This window comes from Hymenobacter sp. R533113, assembly GCF_056835965.1.
This window is the reverse complement of the sequence record NZ_JAKWBD010000016.1, coordinates 172565-190067: the sequence shown is the minus strand read 5'-3', so window position 1 is coordinate 190067 and position 17503 is coordinate 172565. Positions and strand designations below refer to the sequence as shown.

The 17503-nt window shown below is 53.5% G+C and carries 20 protein-coding genes; 9 read left to right on the top strand and 11 right to left on the bottom strand.

Features of this window, described 5'->3' with window-relative positions; translation table 11 throughout:
- Window positions 1-49: 49 nt before the first annotated feature.
- Window positions 50-676, top strand: coding sequence for a bifunctional nuclease family protein (locus MKZ35_RS22670; protein WP_482515485.1), 627 nt, complete (start codon window positions 50-52; stop codon window positions 674-676).
- Window positions 677-758: 82 nt separating this feature from the next.
- Window positions 759-1295, top strand: a complete 537-nt coding sequence (locus MKZ35_RS22665) for a YfiT family bacillithiol transferase (protein WP_482515484.1) — start codon at window positions 759-761, stop codon at window positions 1293-1295.
- A gap of 70 nt (window positions 1296-1365) precedes the next feature.
- Here MKZ35_RS22665 and MKZ35_RS22660 read toward each other — a convergent pair whose 3' ends face one another.
- Window positions 1366-2175: an ABC transporter ATP-binding protein gene (locus MKZ35_RS22660; RefSeq protein WP_482515483.1), complete on the bottom strand. Its 810-nt coding sequence runs from the start codon at window positions 2173-2175 to the stop codon at window positions 1366-1368.
- Window positions 2176-2281: 106 nt separating this feature from the next.
- Complete coding sequence (locus MKZ35_RS22655; RefSeq protein WP_482515482.1) at window positions 2282-3013, bottom strand: MlaE family ABC transporter permease; 732 nt, start codon at window positions 3011-3013, stop codon at window positions 2282-2284.
- Between the two features lie 116 nt (window positions 3014-3129).
- On the opposite strand from MKZ35_RS22655, the gene MKZ35_RS22650 reads away from it, so the two are divergent.
- The gene (locus tag MKZ35_RS22650) at window positions 3130-3816 is read left to right on the top strand and encodes an SDR family NAD(P)-dependent oxidoreductase (protein ID WP_482515481.1); all 687 of its coding nucleotides are present in this window, start codon (window positions 3130-3132) and stop codon (window positions 3814-3816) included.
- A 34-nt stretch (window positions 3817-3850) separates the two neighbouring features.
- On the opposite strand, the gene MKZ35_RS22645 is transcribed toward MKZ35_RS22650, so the two are convergent.
- Window positions 3851-4594, bottom strand: a complete 744-nt coding sequence (locus MKZ35_RS22645) for a GIN domain-containing protein (protein WP_482515480.1) — start codon at window positions 4592-4594, stop codon at window positions 3851-3853.
- A 57-nt stretch (window positions 4595-4651) separates the two neighbouring features.
- Between MKZ35_RS22645 and MKZ35_RS22640 the strand changes: the two genes are divergently transcribed.
- The 4 genes from MKZ35_RS22640 to gldG all read left to right on the top strand — a co-directional run bounded on the left by MKZ35_RS22640 (window position 4652) and on the right by gldG (window position 9120).
- The gene (locus tag MKZ35_RS22640) at window positions 4652-5347 is read left to right on the top strand and encodes an SDR family oxidoreductase (protein ID WP_482515479.1); all 696 of its coding nucleotides are present in this window, start codon (window positions 4652-4654) and stop codon (window positions 5345-5347) included.
- A gap of 108 nt (window positions 5348-5455) precedes the next feature.
- A complete protein-coding gene (locus tag MKZ35_RS22635; protein ID WP_482515478.1) occupies window positions 5456-6355 on the top strand; it encodes an ATP-binding cassette domain-containing protein in 900 nt (299 codons plus the stop codon).
- Window positions 6356-6495: 140 nt separating this feature from the next.
- Window positions 6496-7221: a gliding motility-associated ABC transporter permease subunit GldF gene (gene gldF, locus MKZ35_RS22630; RefSeq protein WP_482515477.1), complete on the top strand. Its 726-nt coding sequence runs from the start codon at window positions 6496-6498 to the stop codon at window positions 7219-7221.
- 192 nt (window positions 7222-7413) lie between these two features.
- On the top strand, window positions 7414-9120 hold the full coding sequence (gene gldG, locus MKZ35_RS22625; RefSeq protein ID WP_482515476.1) for a gliding motility-associated ABC transporter substrate-binding protein GldG: 1707 nt from the start codon (window positions 7414-7416) through the stop codon (window positions 9118-9120).
- Here the strand turns inward: gldG and MKZ35_RS22620 are convergent.
- Window positions 9052-9549: a BLUF domain-containing protein gene (locus MKZ35_RS22620; protein WP_482515475.1), complete on the bottom strand. Its 498-nt coding sequence runs from the start codon at window positions 9547-9549 to the stop codon at window positions 9052-9054. The genes gldG and MKZ35_RS22620 overlap by 69 nt on opposite strands.
- Before the next feature lie 343 nt (window positions 9550-9892).
- On the opposite strand from MKZ35_RS22620, the gene dnaN reads away from it, so the two are divergent.
- Window positions 9893-11017: a DNA polymerase III subunit beta gene (dnaN, locus tag MKZ35_RS22615; protein WP_482515474.1), complete on the top strand. Its 1125-nt coding sequence runs from the start codon at window positions 9893-9895 to the stop codon at window positions 11015-11017.
- Between the two features lie 107 nt (window positions 11018-11124).
- Complete coding sequence (gene gldC / locus MKZ35_RS22610) at window positions 11125-11463, top strand: gliding motility protein GldC (protein ID WP_482515473.1); 339 nt, start codon at window positions 11125-11127, stop codon at window positions 11461-11463.
- A gap of 69 nt (window positions 11464-11532) precedes the next feature.
- On the opposite strand, the gene MKZ35_RS22605 is transcribed toward gldC, so the two are convergent.
- The 7 genes from MKZ35_RS22605 to MKZ35_RS22575 all read right to left on the bottom strand — a co-directional run bounded on the left by MKZ35_RS22605 (window position 11533) and on the right by MKZ35_RS22575 (window position 17294).
- A complete protein-coding gene (locus MKZ35_RS22605; protein ID WP_482515472.1) occupies window positions 11533-12066 on the bottom strand; it encodes a hypothetical protein in 534 nt (177 codons plus the stop codon).
- 191 nt (window positions 12067-12257) lie between these two features.
- Window positions 12258-12794: a dCTP deaminase gene (gene dcd / locus MKZ35_RS22600; RefSeq protein ID WP_482515471.1), complete on the bottom strand. Its 537-nt coding sequence runs from the start codon at window positions 12792-12794 to the stop codon at window positions 12258-12260.
- A gap of 96 nt (window positions 12795-12890) precedes the next feature.
- Entirely contained in the window at window positions 12891-13754 is an 864-nt protein-coding gene (locus tag MKZ35_RS22595) for a hypothetical protein (RefSeq protein ID WP_482515470.1), read from the bottom strand.
- 269 nt (window positions 13755-14023) lie between these two features.
- The gene (hemL, locus tag MKZ35_RS22590; protein WP_482515469.1) at window positions 14024-15352 is read right to left on the bottom strand and encodes a glutamate-1-semialdehyde 2,1-aminomutase; all 1329 of its coding nucleotides are present in this window, start codon (window positions 15350-15352) and stop codon (window positions 14024-14026) included.
- Window positions 15353-15418: 66 nt separating this feature from the next.
- The gene (locus MKZ35_RS22585; protein WP_482515468.1) at window positions 15419-15961 is read right to left on the bottom strand and encodes a hypothetical protein; all 543 of its coding nucleotides are present in this window, start codon (window positions 15959-15961) and stop codon (window positions 15419-15421) included.
- Window positions 15919-16380, bottom strand: coding sequence for an ABC transporter substrate-binding protein (locus MKZ35_RS22580; RefSeq protein WP_482515467.1), 462 nt, complete (start codon window positions 16378-16380; stop codon window positions 15919-15921). The genes MKZ35_RS22585 and MKZ35_RS22580 overlap by 43 nt, the downstream gene beginning before the upstream one ends.
- A gap of 83 nt (window positions 16381-16463) precedes the next feature.
- Complete coding sequence (locus MKZ35_RS22575) at window positions 16464-17294, bottom strand: tetratricopeptide repeat protein (protein ID WP_482515466.1); 831 nt, start codon at window positions 17292-17294, stop codon at window positions 16464-16466.
- Window positions 17295-17503: the final 209 nt, after the last annotated feature.

Below are 17503 nucleotides of genomic sequence, written 5' to 3'. Positions count from 1 at the left end.
TCAGTTTAGTAAACGCATATCGACACACCTAAAATCAGCTTAATCGCTTGTGAAGAAAATTCAGCTCGAAATCCTCGGCCTGTCATCCAGCCAGTCCCAATCGGGTTCTTTCGCTCTTATTCTAGGCGAAAAAACCGGCAATCGTCGGTTGCCCATTATCATTGGCATGTTTGAGGCGCAGAGCATTGCAATTCAAATAGAAAAAATCAGCCCTAACCGTCCATTGACCCATGACTTGTTCAAGTCTTTTGCTGAGCATGTGCATGTGGCCATCATTGAAGTGATGATTTCGGATTTGAAGGAAGGCGTGTTTTACTCCAAAATTGTGTGCTCCGATGGGGCTACAACCTTCGAAATCGATGCGCGCCCCAGCGACGCTATCGCAATCGGCCTGCGCTTCGGCGTACCGATCTTTACCGTGGAAAGCGTGCTGAGCGAAGCCGGTATTATTCTGAGTGACCTCGACGAAAATGCCGAAGAAGCCTCAGACGATGATGACGAGGACGACGATGATGACGACAACGGCGGCACGCCGGCCGCTACGCCCAGTCCCCGTGACCCCAGTGGTCAGGTGTCACTGGACGAGCTGACGAAGATGTTGGCCCAGGCGCTGGAAAAAGAAGATTACGAAAAAGCGGCCAAAATCCGGGACGAGCTGAATAAGCGCAACGGTTAGAATTTTGGTCGTTTTAGAAAGAAAGCCTTCCTTGTATGGAAGGCTTTTTTGTGCCGCATACTTTCCACTCAACGAACTAAAAATGCCCCCCAGCCCCGACCTGCGCTACCCCATCGGCCACCCAACGCTGCCAACTGGCTCACTTTCCGCTGCTGAACGCGCAGTTTTTATTCAACAGATTACAAAGTTGCCGACCCACCTTGTTGCTATAGCCCGCGAAATAGGTGGGGTTAGGTTGCTAGAGCCATACCGCCCCAGCGGCTGGACAGGCCGACAAGTCATTCACCATCTGGCCGACTCACACCTGAACTGTTATACGCGTTTCCGCCTGGCTCTTACGGAAGAAAGGCCCACCGTGCGCCCCTACGATGAGCACGCCTGGGCCGAACTGCCCGACGTGGCGGCAACACCCATCACGGTATCCTTGACATTGTTGGACGCCTTGCACACTCGCTGGACGGTGTTGCTCCAACACTTAACCGATGAGCAATGGCAACGCACCTTTTATCACCCAAGGAATAATCGGGATTACACGCTTGATCAGGCGCTGGTGCTCTATGCCTGGCATGGCCAGCACCACTTAGCCCACTTAATGGGCTTACGTGACAGGAGAGCTTAAAATGAGTAGGATAAAAAAGCCCCCCAGAACACTTTCTGGGGGGCTTTTTTATCAAGAATCAACCACAGAATCAAGCGCTGGTTGATTCGCCTTCCGTAATGGCCGCGAGGCCACCTTCTGATTCGTCGTCCACTTTTTTAGCGGCTCGTACCAAGCTGCTGCTGAAAATAAATTCTTTCAATTCAGGTACTTGAGCATTAAGGATTTCCTCCTTAGTGCCATCCCAAAGCTTTTGGCCTTTATGCAAGAAGATAATGTGGTCACCGATTTCAATCACCGAATTCATGTCGTGGGTGATGATGGCGGTGGTGATATTGTATTCGTGGGTGATTTCGTGAATCAGCTCGTCGATCTTGAGGCTGGTGAGCGGGTCGAGGCCGGAGTTGGGTTCGTCGCAGAAGAGGTAGGTACAGTTGGGCGCAATGGCGCGGGCAATACCCACGCGCTTCTTCATGCCACCGCTGATTTCAGCCGGCATTTTGTTGCCCGCATTTTCGAGTCCTACCCGTTTCAGGCAAAACTCCACCCGGTCGCGGCGCTCTTCCCTCGTCATCTCGGGCGTAAGCATTTTCAAAGGAAACTCCGTGTTTTCGTACACCGTCATGGAATCGAACAGCGCCGAGCCCTGAAACAGCATCCCGATTTTGCGCCGGATTTCCTGTCTGATCTGCACCTTATTGTTGGTGAACACGCTGCCATCGTAGGTGATGCTACCGATATCGGGCTGCATGAGGCCCACAATGCACTGCAACAGCACACTTTTGCCGGTACCTGAGCCACCAAGCAACAGATTGCACTTGCCCGTCTCAAACGTGCAGGTGATACCCTTCAGCACTTGGTTGCCATCAAAGGATTTCTGGACGTTGTGAATTTCAATCATGAGAATAAATGGTTGAATGGTTAAATGGCTGAAGGTTGAATAGTTAAATGGTTGTCGTTCAAATGTTAATACAATTAGCCATTTAACCACTCAGTCATTTAACCATTTACAGAAGTAGCGCCGCCAACACGAAGTCAGCCAGCAGAATAGCAATAATAGAGTTGTTTACAGCGCCGGTGCTGGCCGCGCCTACTTCTAGGGCGCCGCCCGTGGTGAAGTAGCCTTTGTAAGCGGAAATAGCGGAAACCAGGAAAGCAAATACCACCGACTTAATCAGGGCGAAGGTGATATTGTAGGGAATAAAATCGCTCCGCAGACCTTCGATATATTCCTGAGCTGAAATAGCGCCAGTGAGAGTGCCGGCTAAGTAGCCGCCCAAAATGGAAAGCACCATTGCCAGAATAACCAGCAGCGGGAACATAAGAATGGCCGCTACGATACGCGGAAGCACTAAGTAGGAGGCAGAGTTGATGCCCATTACCTCTAATGCTGCCACCTGCTCGGTGATGCGCATGGTTCCTAAACCACCCGCAATGCTGGAGCCAACCTTACCCGCCAGCACGATGCTGGTGATAGTGGGAGCCAGCTCCAAAATGGTCATTTCGCGCACCATGAAGCCGATGGTAGACTTCGGAATAAGCGGACTGACAAGGTTATACGAAATCTGGACGCAGGTAACGGCCCCGATAAAAGCGCTGACAATAGCGACGATAAAGACCGAGTTGAAACCGATAATCACGGCCTCTTCAAGGGTGCGTTGCCAGAGCGTTGAGAGGCGCTCGGTCCGCGTGACCATACTTTGAATGAAAAGCAGAAATTCGCCGAAGTTTTTGACCATAAAGCGGAAGGAGGAAGGGAGAAATGCAGGAACTTGCAGAACAAACAGCTACGCCTTGTAAATGCTCGGCCCGTGTTTGGTAACCCTACGTAAAAACGAACGCAACAAGTAAAGGAATGCAAAAATATATCATTGTTACTGGCGGAACGAAGGGAATTGGGCGCGCTGTGGTCATGCGCTTTGCGCGGGCTGGTTTCGCGGTGGTTACCTGCGCCCGCTCGGCCGCCGATTTGCTTACCCTCGCCGCCGACCTGGAGCAGGAAATTCCGGGGAGCGAGCTGTACACCTTAGCCGCCGACCTCAGCCAACCCGCCGACACCCGCCGCTTCACCGACTTTGTACTGGCGTTGGGGGGCAAAATTGAGGTCTTAGTAAACAATACCGGAGCCTTTACGCCCGGTCGCCTTCAGGATGACACCGAGGAAGGGTCGGTGCTGCGCCACATGATTGATGTAAATCTTTACAGCACTTATGATGTAACCCGCACCTTGCTACCCAGCATGTTGGCGCACGGTGGGGGGCATATTTTTACGATGTGTTCCGTGGCTAGCTTACGGGCTTACCCCAGCGGCGGAGCCTACAGCGTAGCGAAGTTTGCCTTGCTTGGCCTGACGAAAGCTCTGCGCGAAGAACTAAAAGAACAGAATATTCGGGTGACGGCAGTGCTGCCGGGGGCCACGCTCACGGCCAGCTGGGAGGGCGTAGATTTGCCCCCGAGCGGTTTATTAAGGCCGAAGATGTGGCGGAAGCTATTTTCGGCGCTTATTCCTTGTCGCCCCAGGCCGTGGTGGAAGAACTGCTGATTCGTCCGCAGCTGGGAGATATTTAGCAGTAGCCTCAATTAACTTTTACTGTCTTACCCTTACCAGTTACCCGAATGTCGGTGACGGCAGGATTGCCGCTGTAATAGAGGATACCGGTGCCGGCATGGTTGCCGCCCACGATGTCAGAAGCCCTGACGTAGGCTGATCCGTCGCTGCTGCGAGTAAGCTCAAAAAAGCAACGTTTGGTTTGCAATTCGGTGGCGCGCACGGTTCCTAGTCCTCCCACAATCAGACTAAGCTCTTCAGCTGCACCGCGCAGGCGTACATCACCCAACTCATACATATCCAGATAGATAATATCACTGGTTAGGTCAAGGTCGTAGTCGCCGGCCCCTACGAGGTGAAAGAAAACGGTACCAACGCGAAAGTTGCCGGCCGTGCGGATATTGCCCGCGCCCAATAAGGCTACATCACTAATACTAGCTACGTGCAAGGTTACTTCGCGGGGCGTGTCGTAGCGGCGCACCCAGTTGCACCGACTTGTATTGCGGATGGTAAGCCGCCCATTTTCTACCTCAAGCTCAATATCCTCCAGCAGGTTTTTGCCCGTCCGCACTTCGGCGTAAGGTTCATCGGCGGTAGCGTCCTGCACTAGCGTCACATCTACGTTGGTGTAAGTAGTTAAGTCCTGAAAGGGTGGTAGTGCCCGGCGCTCGGTCACAATGCTGCCCGTACTTTTAAAACAGTCACCTTCGTGGTCTTTGGCGCAGCCAGCTAACCAAGGAACCAACACCAGCAGGAAGATCAAACTGCGCAAAAGCCGCTGCGGGCAGCTAACTTGCAACCAACTATTCACTCGCAACATACCCTAACTATGGACCTGACCGGCAAGGTAGCTATTCTAACGGGCGTCAGCAAAGGCATTGGCTTGGCCACGGCAAAGGCATTATTGGCCCAGGGAGCCATCGTAGCTGGTTGGGGCCGCACTCCACCCAAAGACCTGACGCACGAGCAGTTTCATTTTTTTGAGTGTGACGTGCGCAAGCATGCCAGTGTGCAGGCGGCTTTTGCCAACACCATCAACCAGCTTGGCTCCGAGGTGCACGTACTCGTCAATAATGCGGGTTTGGGTATCGCTGGACCGGTCGATGGCTTCTCGGCCGACGATTGGCACACGATGTTTGATACCAATGTGCACGGTACGTTTTACTGCTGCCAGGCTGTACTGCCCGCTATGAAGCGTCAGCAGCTCGGCCATATCGTCAACATCTCGTCCATTGCTGGTACTACGGGCATTGAAAAAATGGCGGGTTATTGCGCGTCCAAGTTTGCCGTGCGGGGCTTCTCGCAGTCGTTGTTTAAGGAAGTGCGTAACGATGGCATCAAAGTCACCTGCCTGTATCCGGGCTCGGTGCAAACCAATTTCTTCGATGATATCCCCGGCACCGATGCCAACGAGCACATGATGCAGCCCCAGGATATCGCCGACACCATCATCTATACGCTGCAAACGCCCTTTAATTTCCACATTGTGGACTTGGAAATGCGGCCATTACAGCCCAAAAAGTAAACTTGTGGCGCAAAGCTCCAGCTTCGCGCTTCCTTGTACGAAACCGTCGTTGCACTCCGTTTTGGGAGACGCAATGATGTCCGAAGCTGGAGCTTTTCATTACATTCTATGGTTGAAATACAGCATCTGACCAAAAATTTCGGTTCCCAGGCGGCCGTGAATGACATTTCGTTCTCGGTGGGCAAAGGCGAGATTCTGGGCTTCCTGGGCCCGAACGGGGCCGGCAAATCCACGACCATGAAGATTGCGACCGGCTATTTGCCCCCCAGCGCCGGTACGGTACGCGTAGCGGGCCACGATGTGCTGACCGAGCCGCTGGAAGTACGCCGCCAGGTTGGTTATCTGCCTGAGCACAATCCGCTTTACCTGGATATGTACGTGCATGAGTATCTCGAATTTATTGGGTCCGTGCATGGTCTGAAAGGCGCCAACCGCCAGCGGCGCGTCGCGGCTATGGTTGATAGGGTAGGGCTGGGCCGGGAGCAGAACAAGCAGATTGGCGCCTTATCGAAAGGCTACCGACAGCGTGTAGGCCTCGCTCAGGCCCTCATTCACGACCCCGGCGTACTTATTCTCGACGAGCCCACCACGGGCCTCGATCCCAACCAGATTGGCGAGATTCGCACACTCATCCGGGAGCTGGGCGAAGACAAAACCGTGATTTTCTCCACCCACATTCTGCCCGAGGTAACAGCCCTGTGCACCCGCGTGGTGATTATCAACCGGGGCCAGCTGGTGGCCGATAGTTCGGTGAGCGAACTAGGCGCCCGTGCCGCCGGCGACACGCTTATCCGTGCGGAGTTTGAGCAAGCCATTGACCCCGCTCCCCTGCGTGCTTTGCCCGGCATTACGAGCGTCGAAGTTGCCCCCCAGAACATGTACCACATCCGGGCCAGTGCGGGCGCCGATGTCCGGGGGCAATTTCGCGCCTCGCGGCGCAGGAAGGTTGGGTGCTGCTGGGCCTCCGACAGGAAGAGCAGTCATTGGAGCAAGTGTTTCAAAGCCTGACTAAATGAAAAGTATCAGGCGGTCATGCAGAGGCGGAGCCGAAGCATCTCGCGTGCTGATGAGAGATTAGTAATCTTACTAAACACGCGAGATGCTTCGGCTCCGCCTCTGCATGACCGCCTTTTTTACTCATTAATCTAATGTTTGCCATTCTTCGCAAAGAATTCAATGCCTTTCTTAGCTCGCCGGTTGCCTACGTGGTGATGGGCGTTTTTCTGGTGGCTACCGGGCTGTTCGTGTGGGTATTTCCTGATAGCAGCGTGCTGGATTACGGCTACGCTGACCTGCAAACCCTATTCAACATGGCTCCCTGGATCTTTCTGTTCCTGATTCCGGCCATCACTATGCGCACCTTTGCTGAGGAAAAGAAAGCAGGCACGATTGAGCTGCTGCTCACCCGGCCGCTCACTGATGGGCAGATTCTGGGGGGCAAATTTCTGGCTTGTCTGCTGCTTACGCTGCTGGCCTTGCTGCCTACACTGCTCTATTACTATTCGGTATATCAGCTGGGCAATCCGGAAGGCAACATCGATTCGGCGGCTACGGTGGGCTCTTATCTGGGGCTGGCGCTGTTAGCCGGGGTGTTTGTGGCGATGGGCGTATTTGCTTCCGCTATTACCCGCGACCAGATTATTGCCTTCCTGGTCGCCGTTGTCGGCTGCTTTTTGGTGTATTCAGGTTTTGATTCCCTCGCCTCCGTTTTTGAAGGCAGTCCTGCTTACTATATCAGTCAGCTTGGTATTGCCGCGCACTACCGCGACATCAGCAAAGGCCTCATTGACTCCCGCGACCTGACGTATTTTTTTAGCCTCATGGCCGGGCTGCTTTTAGCCACGCGGCTAGTGCTGCAAAGCCGCAACTGGTAACACTGCCAACGACTGCCTTAACCCCCAGCCCCTTCTCCCGCGGAGAAGGGGAACTAGCTTTAGAAGAAACTAGCCTGCTAGTCAATACTAGCCTTCTAAAAAACTAGCAGCTAGTTCCCCTTCTCCGCGGGAGAAGGGGCTAGGGGTTGAGGCCCCACTGAAACGAATAACGCGAGAGGCCCCCAACACAACATGCCCGAACCACAAATTCAACCTTCCCGCAAGCGCCGCGACCTGACCAGATTTCTGCTGATTATTGGGCTGCTTCTGCTTTTCAACCTCGTTGGGCAGCGCCTGTTTTTCCGTCTCGATCTGACGGAGGAAAAGCGCTATACCATGTCGCCAGCTACTAAGCAGCTCCTGCAAAATCTGCCGGAGCCAGTGACGGTTACGGTGTATCTGGATGGCGACTTTCCGCCCGCTTTTCGCCGCCTCCAGCAGGCCGTACGCGAAACCCTGAATGAGATGCAGGTGTATGGGGGGGCAAATCTGCGCTACGTATTTGTCGATCCTTCGGCTGCCAGCTCCGAGAAAGCCCGCAGTGAGTATTATGAAACGCTGATCAAAAAAGGTCTGCGCCCCACCAATCTGGCCGCTACTGAGAACGGCAAACGAGTGGAGAAAATAATCTTCCCCTGGGCCACCGTGGCCGTTGGCCCCCGCGAGAAGCAGGTGCTACTCTTGCGCGGCAACCAAACGGCTTCTTCCGATGTGCGCCTGAACCAAAGCATTGAAGGCTTGGAGTACGAGTTGGCTAGCAACATCCGCAAATTGTCGCTTGGCCGCCGCAAAATTATTGGCGTAGTGGAAGGCCACGGCGAGCTAACCAATGCCCAGGCCGGTGACTTGATCGGCTCCTTGCAGGAGTACTACGATGTGTACCGCGTCGATCTGGCTGCCGTGCCCAATCTGCGCACCCTCGATGCGGTGATTGTAGCGAAGCCCGAGCAAGCCTACACTGAAATCGAAAAGTTCAAGCTCGACCAGTTCATTACCGCGGGAGGCAAAGCGCTCTTTTTCGTGGATGCTATGCGCGTCAACCTCGACAGCGCGGCCCGCGGTGGTATGCTGTCTTTTCCGTATCAGCTGAACTTGGAAGATCTGCTGTTTAAGTACGGTGCCCGCATCAATCCCAATCTGGTGCTTGACCTGAACTCCGGCGTAATTCCGCTCGTGACCGGCACCACCGGCGACCAGCCCACCGTCGAGCCCATGCCGTGGCAATTTTATCCGCTCATCAATCAGTTTAGCCCGCATCCCATTACTCGCAACCTCGACGCGGTCTATACCAAGTTCGTGAGTACGATTGATACGGTAAAGGCGGTTGGCATTCGCAAAACGCCGTTACTTTTTACCTCGCGCTATACCCGCATATTGCCTTCCCCGGTCCCCGTCAATCTAAACGATGCCCGCATGGAGCCGAATGCCAAGCTGTACCGCGAAAGTTTCAAGCCAGTAGGCTACTTGCTGGAAGGGCAGTTTCGCTCGTTGTTTGCGAATCGTGCCCAGCCAGGTACGACGCAGTTTCAACCGGCCACCGCAGCTAATGCCCGCCCCGGCAAAGTGCTCATTATTGGTGATGGCGACTTTGTGCGCAGTGAGCTGGACCCCAAAACCGGCCAGCCCTTCCGCCTCGGCTTCGACCGGCTCGCCAACACCGAGTTTGCCAACCGCGAGCTGGCTCTGAATGCCGTCGATTACATGCTCGACGAAACCGGCCTCATCGCCGTTCGCAGCAAACAGATCACGCTACGGCCGCTGGATAAAGTGAAAATAACGGAGCAGCGCCGCCGCTGGCAACTCATTAATATTGGTGCCCCATTGGTGTTGTTAGGGGTATTTGGAGGTTTGAGAGCATGGCGGCGTAAGCGCCGCTATGCATCGTTTAAAACCGAATAGAATCTTCGGTAACAAACGAAGCCAGGAGCGAATGCAAAGACGCATCATTTTGCATAGAGCTGGGGGCAAAAAATCAGCTTGGCTAATGTTAAGGTAGCCAGATAGATGCTGGAAGTCACTTAGCGCTATGGCCTTGAAGCCCATCGACCATTGGGAAAAGTTGCGCTGCTGAATCTTACCGTCAGCTAGTTTTGTCACGTTGCGGTGACGAATATCCTGTGCAATCTTATCGAAGATATAAAACACCTCGTCTTCAGGGCCTTCTAGTACCTGCATAATATTATGCTCACTGTAGAGCAATACACCGGTGAGATGATGCTGCGTATTCCAGTCGCGGGACTGCTTTAATAAGGCTTCTAATTCCTTCGAACCCATAGGAAGAGTAGCGGTACTTTGGTAAACTAGATGATGAAGAGTAGAGCTGGACATACAAAGTGCGATAGTTCTTTTTGGACGAACTAACATAAGCTAAAATTGTATAGCTCTGTACTTTTCCAAGACTGATAGGATTTGATTTACGTATTAATAGGTTTCCTTTAGGTATTATCCGCTAGAGATTTGCGTATAAATACGCAAAAGGAAACATCTGCTTACTCTTGGGGTAAGGCCGCTGCCTGGCAAAGTGAAGTTGGGGATAGATACCTATTGGCCACAGTGGCCGTTTTATAGATTGCGTTTTTAGGCCTTGTTTTCCGTATGGACGGCGCTGGCAAAGCCGGGTGTGTTTCCTATCTTTGTCGCCTTACCCCAACCTTGGCCGAACCCCCACTATATGAAATTCATTGTCTCGTCTTCTGCCTTGCTCAAGCAGCTCCAGAGCATCAATGGCGTAGTCACGAACAACCCCGTAGTGCCCATTCTGGAGAACTTTCTTTTCGAGATTGAGGACGGCAAGTTGACCATTACGGCTTCCGATCTGGAAACCAGTATGATAACCGAGTTGCCGGTAGAAGCCCGCGAAACCGGCCGTATTGCTGCACCTGCCCGTATTCTGCTCGATACACTCAAGAACCTGCCCGACCAGCCCGTTACGTTTACGCTGGACGAGGAAACGTACACCATCGAAATCAGCTCGGCTAATGGGCGCTACAAGCTGGCCGGCGAGAATGCTACCGATTTCCCGCGTGTGCCGGTGGTGAAAGGCTCCACTCCCATTGAGATGCCATCCTCGTCATTGGCGCGAGCAATCAACAAAACAATCTTCGCCGTCAGCACTGACGAGCTACGGCCCGCTATGACCGGTATTCTGGTGCAATTGGCTGACAACCAAGCCACATTTGTAGCCACCGATGGTCATCGCCTATTGCGCTACCGCCGCCTCGACGTAGGCGCTGGTCAATCAGCTAACCTGATTATTCCACGCAAGGCTTTTAATCTGCTGAAGAGCGCGTTGCCATCGGAGGCAACTACGGTGAAAGTGGAGTTCAATAGCTCCAATGCCTTCTTTAGCTTCAATCAGATGCGCCTGGTGTGCCGCCTGATTGATGAGCGCTACCCGGACTACGAAAATGTAATTCCGGTCAGCAACCCGAATCGTTTGATTATCAGCCGCGCCGATTTCCTGAACTCGGTAAAGCGCATCTCGATCTATTCCAACAAGACGACTCACCAGGTTCGCTTGCGGTTAGCTGGATCTGAGCTAACAGTATCGGCCGAGGATCTGGACTTCAGCAATGAAGCCAGCGAGCGCCTAGCATGTCAATATGAGGGCGAGGACATGGAGATTGGCTTCAATGCCCGCTTCCTGGCTGAAATGCTCTCTAATATTGATTCGGAAGAAATTACCTTGGAGTTGAGTACGCCTAACCGCGCTGGCCTACTTATGCCTACCACGGCCGACGAAAACGAGAGCATCCTGATGCTAGTGATGCCGGTAATGCTTAACAATTACGTTTAAATTTAAATGGTTAAATGGCTGTGGGTTAAATGGTTGCTCGTTCTAGCCACGTCGGTGTCAGCAGAACGAGCAACCATTTGACCCACAGCCATTTAGCAATTCAAGCAATGAAGAAATCCGAAATCCGCTTTAGTATTGCCCTCGACGATCAGAAAGTGCCGGAAGCCATCAGCTGGCAGGCCACCGATGCTGGTCCCGATATTCATTTCGCCAAAGCCATCAACATCGCTCTTTGGGACCGTGACGAACGGGGCACCATGAAAATCGATCTTTGGACGAAGGAAATGCCCGTTGATGAGATGAAGCGATTCTACGTTGATACGATCGGTGCCATGGCCGAAAGCATTACTACTGCCACGAATGACAAAGTAATGGCCGCCAAAATGCAGGAGCTGTGCCGCACGCTCATGGCGCATCTGGAAGAAGAGGAAAGTAAGAATAAGTAGTCCATCCTAAGCATAAAAAAGCCCCCCAGAACCAATCTGGGGGGCTTTTTTATGCTCCAAAATCGTATGTTATCTATTGCCGTTACTCGAACCAGAACGAGTGCTTGTAGTCGTCTTAGCCGGGCCAATAGTAGCCCCCTTGCTGCTAGCTGGTAGCGGATTTTTTACCGAATTCACGAATAGAAAATCGGAAGCAGTGGCCGCATAATCTTTGTCGTACTTGTAAAAGGAGCTACGGGAGTTGTAGTAGTCACTATATTGATTGGTGGTCAACACAGCGCTTAGCTCCTTGTCGCGCTCTTTACACACGCCTTTGCACTGCTCATCAATAAGAGCTGGATTACCGGCGTGTCGCTGCTCAATGGCAGCCATTTTAGCAACTTTATCTTCATTAATGGCACGCAGCTTTGTGGCTTGGTAGCCGTTGAGGCGCAACTCCTTAGCCATTTGATCGGAGAGGCGCTGGGCACGCTCTTGTACTGCACTTGGGCGAGGTGTGGAGCGAGTCAGCTCCGGAGGCATAGCGGGGCCAGGCTTCTGTTGAGCCTGCACACCGAGAGCAACGGTTAGGGCCAGGGTGGCGGTGGCAAGTGTCTTTCTCATCAGTGTCAGTCGTTTATCAGCTCCTTAATCAAAGTATCGATCGGGCCAGTGAAGGCTGGCAACAGCAGTTATATAAGTTATTAACGAAAAACTATGCCAGTGGGTTCAGGCAAGCTTTGCTTAATGAAGAAGGAGCAACGAAGATTTAGGAGTTGAGAACATCCGCTAATTCTTCATTAAGCGCAGCGTCATCACCACACATTCTTCCACATCATCGACTCAACGGGCTTATCGGTGCGCTCATTGTACTTGGCATTGGCCTTGCGATTGTAGAAGGTTTGCACATCGCCTTGTACAGCAAAATAGATGAGCTGGCCGATGGGCATTCCGGGGTAAACGCGTACCTGTTGGGTTACAGATATTTCGAGCGTCCAGGTGTTGCAAAAGCCGACATCACCCTTACCCGCTGTGGCGTGAATATCGATGCCCAAGCGGCCTACACTAGATTTGCCCTCCAGGAATGGTACCTGCGCGTGGCTTTCGGTATACTCCTCCGTGACCCCCAGATACAGAGTACCTGGCTGAAGTACGAAGCCCTCAGTAGGCATTTCAAATACATCAATTTTGTTGTGTGCCCGAGCATCGAGTATGGCAGCGCGGTAGGTAGCCAGGTAGCGGCCCAAATGGACATCGTACGAATTGGTGCCCAAGCAAGCCCGATCGTAGGGTTCGATAACGATGTTGCCCCGCTCTATTTCGGCCAGGATTTGCTGATCAGTGAGAATCATATTTCAAGAGATAAAATGGGGTAAACAAGTAAGAAGTGGATGCAAAATGAGAGGATGACAGAAAATTTGCTGCCCCTATCTTGTTCTTCTTACTTATTAGTTGTCCTCCTCTTCGTAGCGGTCTTCGGGCAGATCGAGCGCATCGCGGCGCGGCGTACGGCGCTGGGCCTGCGGATCAATCTGGTCGGCCAAGCCATCGATACGGGCGCGTAGATCGGGCAGCACGCTTACGATCAGATAAACCAGAAGCAGGGTAGAAGTGCCCGCCAGCAGCAGGGTGAAATAATCAACCCAATCGTGGCGGGCGGGCGCGTCAGCCGTATGGGTGAGCGTAGCAGGAGCGGATTCCGATGCTCCAGCTTCAGGCTGCGGCGCGGGGTCTTCGAGGGAAGCAACCGGCGAAGATGCCCCTTCGGGGTCGGCATCTACATCAGCGGGGGGAACGGCTGCACCATCAGCTGCTAAGTCTTCGGGGGCCGGATCTTCGGAAGCGTTAAATTGAGCAGCGGCTTGTTTAATAACTCGTTGCAAGGACCGGATAAGCGCCACACGCTCATCGCGGGGCAAGACGCGGATAAAGAACTCGAAGTTCTTGTCAATCAGAACGGAGTTGAGCTGCTTCTGAAATTCGGCCAAATCACGGCGCCCTTTGCCAAAACGGTTCTTAAAGCGCTCCGATACGTCGTTATAATTTTGAAACAGCCGCTTCAGATCGGCGTTGTTGTTGAAGTCGTCGAATTCGCGCCGGGCCTGATACGTGCGGAGCGTAACCGGAAATTTGCGCCGGGTGAATGACTTGTCGTACACGGTTTCCATGGTACGGAAGTTCAGCTCATCAATGCTCCGGTCAAACAAGCGCTTGTTGGCCTCTGCGGGTGTCTCGGCTTGTGCCATTTGTAGGGCCGGCACGAGCAGGCACCACAATACGAATAAGGAAGAAAAGAGACGAAGTTGGGCCATAAAAGGAGCTACAGTTTGGCCGCAAAGGTAACCGCTAGCTCCTGGCTATGGTATGGAAAGGCAAGATTTGAGCAAAATGCGCTCAGTATTGTCTCAGAACTAAAGTAAGAAACCAAGCGAAGCACTGGTTTCTGCCGTTGCCGCTGCTGCCATCCTCTTGCTTTCTATTCTTTCAGGCTCCTCTATTTGCGCGGTTTGCTATTCTCTATGAACCAAAAAAGCCCCCCAGATAATTTCTGGGGGGCTTTTTTGGCTGCAAATCGTTTCGTTTATAACCCGTGCGCTTCCCGCATTGACTCCTGACAAGCTGAGAGATACCTGTCGACCAGCTCGTCGGTAATAGCGGTGCTTACAAACAGCGCTTCGTACTGGGCCGGTGCCAGATAGATGCCTCGGTGCAGCATAGCCTGGAAATAGCGCCCGAATGCTTCTGTGTCAGATGTTTTGGCGTCCTCCAGGTTGTGTACTGGTTTGTCCGTAAAAAACACGCTGAACATGGAGCCAACACGGTTTACCGTGTAGTTCAGGCCCAGGTCGGCGGCAATCTGGTGGGTGCCGTCGGCGAGGCGAGCCGTGATGCGATCCAACTCCGTGTACAGATCGGGGTTCTGTTGTAGATACGTTAATTGGGCAATGCCAGCGGCTGTGGCAATCGGATTGCCAGAGAGCGTACCTGCCTGGTATACTTTGCCAGCGGGTGCCACATTATCCATGATATCCTGGCGGCCACCGTAGGCGCCAACGGGCATGCCGCCGCCGATAATTTTGCCCAGCGTTGTCATGTCGGGTTTGATGCCGTACAGCTCCTGCGCTCCACCGCGGGCAAGGCGGAAGCCGGTCATTACCTCATCAAAAATCAGAACGATGCCATGCGCTGTGCATAAGTCGCGAAGGGCCTGCAGGTAGCCTTCGGCGGGCGCTACCAGGCCCATATTGCCTACTACCGGCTCCAGAATAAGCGCGGCCACCTGGCCAGCGCTAGCTTCAATGGCCTGGCGCGCAGCCTCCACGTCGTTGTAAGGAACGGTAATGGTATCGCGGGCCACGCCGGCAGTGACGCCCGGCGAATCAGGCGTGCCTAGGGTGAGGGCACCGCTTCCGGCCGCGATAAGAAATGAATCGCCGTGGCCGTGGTAGCAGCCTTCAAACTTGATAATCTTGTCGCGTCCGGTATAGCCCCGCGCCACGCGGATGGCCGACATGGTAGCTTCCGTCCCCGAGTTGACCAGGCGTACTTTCTCAATGCTGGGCACCATGGCTTTGATTAGTTCCGCCATCTCTACCTCGCGCCGGGTAGGTGCGCCAAACGATAAAGAGCTGGGAATAGCCTGTTGGACTGCATCCAGTACAACTTGTGGCGCATGGCCCAAAATCATTGGACCCCAGGAGTTTATAAAATCGATATACTTATTGCCGTCTACGTCCGTCAGCCAGGCACCCTGGGCCGATTGCATAAATACCGGGTGACCACCTACGGCCCGGAAGGCACGCACCGGCGAATTAACACCACCGGGAATATGGTTTTTGGCGCGGGAAAAGAGAGCTTCACTATTGGTAAGGGTAAGCTCAGGAGTGGGAGAGAGGGAAGTAGAATTCATAGATATAAAACAGGCAACGAGGGTAAAAGTCTAGAGAAAGTAGTACAAATGCTGAGGCTCGGCCCCTTAGCGGCCGCCCACCGGATTCTGTACTTCTACTTCCAGTCGTTCAAGCTTGATAAGCGGTACATACTGATTGTCGTGGGTGCCATTGGGGTAACCAATACCCTGAAACAGTGAACCCGAAATAGGACCGGACGTGGCCAGGCCCTGTTGAAACGCGGGGCCATGTTGGTGCAGCTGGTGGCCGAAGTAGTACAACAGCTCGAAGCCGGAGTGGGCAAAGATGCTGGGGGGCAAATTGTAGCGCTGCACATACAGCTGGCGAAAGCGCCGGACTCCAAAGCTAGTTGGGTCAATGTACTTGCGATGAATCAGATACACGTCGCGCGCATCGAGGCGGCTAGGGCTCACCGACGAATTTTCCAGCCACGAACCATAGGCTATAAGTGGCAGTTGGGCAGCCTGGTTCTGAAGATGCTTGAGAGTATAAGCCCCGGTCTTCCGATTGTCGGAGGCAACTACTAAGTGGCCCAGGGTGGTAAGGTCGATGCCCGTAAAGCCAGCTACCAACGATTCTTCCAGGTTAGAGTTGAGACGTCGCAGCACCGGTACTTTGCCCCCAGGCTTTCATAAGCTGTCTTGTAAGCCTGCGCAAAGGCCAGGTCGTCGCTGGTATCCTCGTGCAGGACAGCCGCAGTACGTCCGCTGAACGTGCGAAAGGCATACTGGGCAGCCACCTGGGCCTGCGTGGCCATACTGGGCTCAAACAGATAATGCCAGTTATTGCTGATAGTCAGGTTGCCATCCTGAGAAAGCGGATTGATAGTAATGATCTGGCGCTGTTGGGCATAGCGCGCCAGTAATTTGCTGCCCGACTTATAAATGGGCCCAATAATCATGTCCATGCCGGCTAGCTCAGGCAAGGCCAACACTTGCTTGAGCTGAATAGTATCGGCGCCGGTATCATAGGCAAAAAGCTGAACGGGGCGACCTTCGTGCTGCAGGGAATCCTGAGCGAGTAGCAAGCCGGCGTAAAGGTCCGTAACAAACTGATTGCGACGTACTTTCTCCCAGCTCGGGTCATTAAACTCGAAAGGGAGAAGGACGGCTACTCTGTAAATGGCCTTTTTTGAGCCTGGGAAATAGAAGTGTAGCGGGCCCGATCGAGGGAAAAATCATTGATTAACTGCTCCAAAATCGGCTTGTCAGCTGGGGTGTACCAACCGCCGGTTACCAACTTATCAGCGTAAGCCCGGCCCACGGCGTCGTCTTTCGGATAGCGCTGTAGCAGGCTCTGGAACAGTGCTTTATCCTGAATGCGGCCCAGATAGGTAGCCTTCATGGCCCCCTGCTCGGCGGCCAGCGTCTTGTTCGAAATCTGCTCGAGCACTTGCAGGGCGTTGTTGGGTTCGCCCTGCTCAAACGACACCTGCGCTTGCAGAAACAAGGCTTCGGGTAGATTTTCCCACTTATTATACTCGGTCCGAATCAGATTGAGCATTTGCTCCGCTTCCGCCCATTTCCTGGCGCGGGTGGCAGCCACCGCATACAAGTAGGCAGCCTCGGCGCCGCGCTCGAAGCGGGCAGCAGGCGGCGTAAGCGGCGCCAACTCCTGCATGGCCAAGTCGTAGCGGCCCTGGTCAAGCAGCACCTTGCCGTTTTGGTAGCGCGTATTCTGATCCGCGGAGTTCAGATTGACAGGTAGGGCGGGGCGAGGCTTCGCGACGGGCGCCTTTTGCGCCGTGGAGGGCAATTTGCTGGCTGCAGGCCTAACCGTTGTTGGCTTACTGGTAGTTACCACAGCCTTGTTAGAAGCAGTGCTGGCAGGCTGGGGGCTTTTTTGGTAGCTGGCTTTGCTACGGCTGATTTGCCAGCAGCCGGCACCACTTTCATTGTTTGGGCCATCGTGGGCGGTGCGGCCAGCCACCACAAACAACAAAGCCAGGTAGTTAGGCGAAGAGAGTACGAGTGCCTCATAGAGGAGGGCAAAAGGAATAGAAGAGAAAGAAAATGTATCAGCAAATGATGCTCACGCATGCGCCCTACAAAGGTACGTAGGATCGGCGGGGATGATATCTGTCTGAAGCTGCCTAAGTCACCAGCCGAACAGTCGCTGTGGGTGCGGGGCAAATTTCTGAATCTTCGTAG

Excerpts from the sequence above, each read along its gene's own strand:
- MKZ35_RS22665 (WP_482515484.1), top strand. The coding sequence starts at position 759 with ATGCCCCCCAGCCCCGACCTGCGCTACCCCATCGGCCACCCAACGCTG.
- MKZ35_RS22660 (WP_482515483.1), bottom strand. The coding sequence starts at position 2,175 with ATGATTGAAATTCACAACGTCCAGAAATCCTTTGATGGCAACCAAGTG.
- MKZ35_RS22655 (WP_482515482.1), bottom strand. The coding sequence starts at position 3,013 with ATGGTCAAAAACTTCGGCGAATTTCTGCTTTTCATTCAAAGTATGGTC.
- MKZ35_RS22650 (WP_482515481.1), top strand. The coding sequence starts at position 3,130 with ATGCAAAAATATATCATTGTTACTGGCGGAACGAAGGGAATTGGGCGC.
- MKZ35_RS22640 (WP_482515479.1), top strand. The coding sequence starts at position 4,652 with ATGGACCTGACCGGCAAGGTAGCTATTCTAACGGGCGTCAGCAAAGGC.
- MKZ35_RS22635 (WP_482515478.1), top strand. The coding sequence starts at position 5,456 with ATGGTTGAAATACAGCATCTGACCAAAAATTTCGGTTCCCAGGCGGCC.
- gldF (WP_482515477.1), top strand. The coding sequence starts at position 6,496 with ATGTTTGCCATTCTTCGCAAAGAATTCAATGCCTTTCTTAGCTCGCCG.
- gldG (WP_482515476.1), top strand. The coding sequence starts at position 7,414 with ATGCCCGAACCACAAATTCAACCTTCCCGCAAGCGCCGCGACCTGACC.
- MKZ35_RS22620 (WP_482515475.1), bottom strand. The coding sequence starts at position 9,549 with ATGTCCAGCTCTACTCTTCATCATCTAGTTTACCAAAGTACCGCTACT.
- dnaN (WP_482515474.1), top strand. The coding sequence starts at position 9,893 with ATGAAATTCATTGTCTCGTCTTCTGCCTTGCTCAAGCAGCTCCAGAGC.
- gldC (WP_482515473.1), top strand. The coding sequence starts at position 11,125 with ATGAAGAAATCCGAAATCCGCTTTAGTATTGCCCTCGACGATCAGAAA.
- MKZ35_RS22605 (WP_482515472.1), bottom strand. The coding sequence starts at position 12,066 with ATGAGAAAGACACTTGCCACCGCCACCCTGGCCCTAACCGTTGCTCTC.
- dcd (WP_482515471.1), bottom strand. The coding sequence starts at position 12,794 with ATGATTCTCACTGATCAGCAAATCCTGGCCGAAATAGAGCGGGGCAAC.
- MKZ35_RS22595 (WP_482515470.1), bottom strand. The coding sequence starts at position 13,754 with ATGGCCCAACTTCGTCTCTTTTCTTCCTTATTCGTATTGTGGTGCCTG.
- hemL (WP_482515469.1), bottom strand. The coding sequence starts at position 15,352 with ATGAATTCTACTTCCCTCTCTCCCACTCCTGAGCTTACCCTTACCAAT.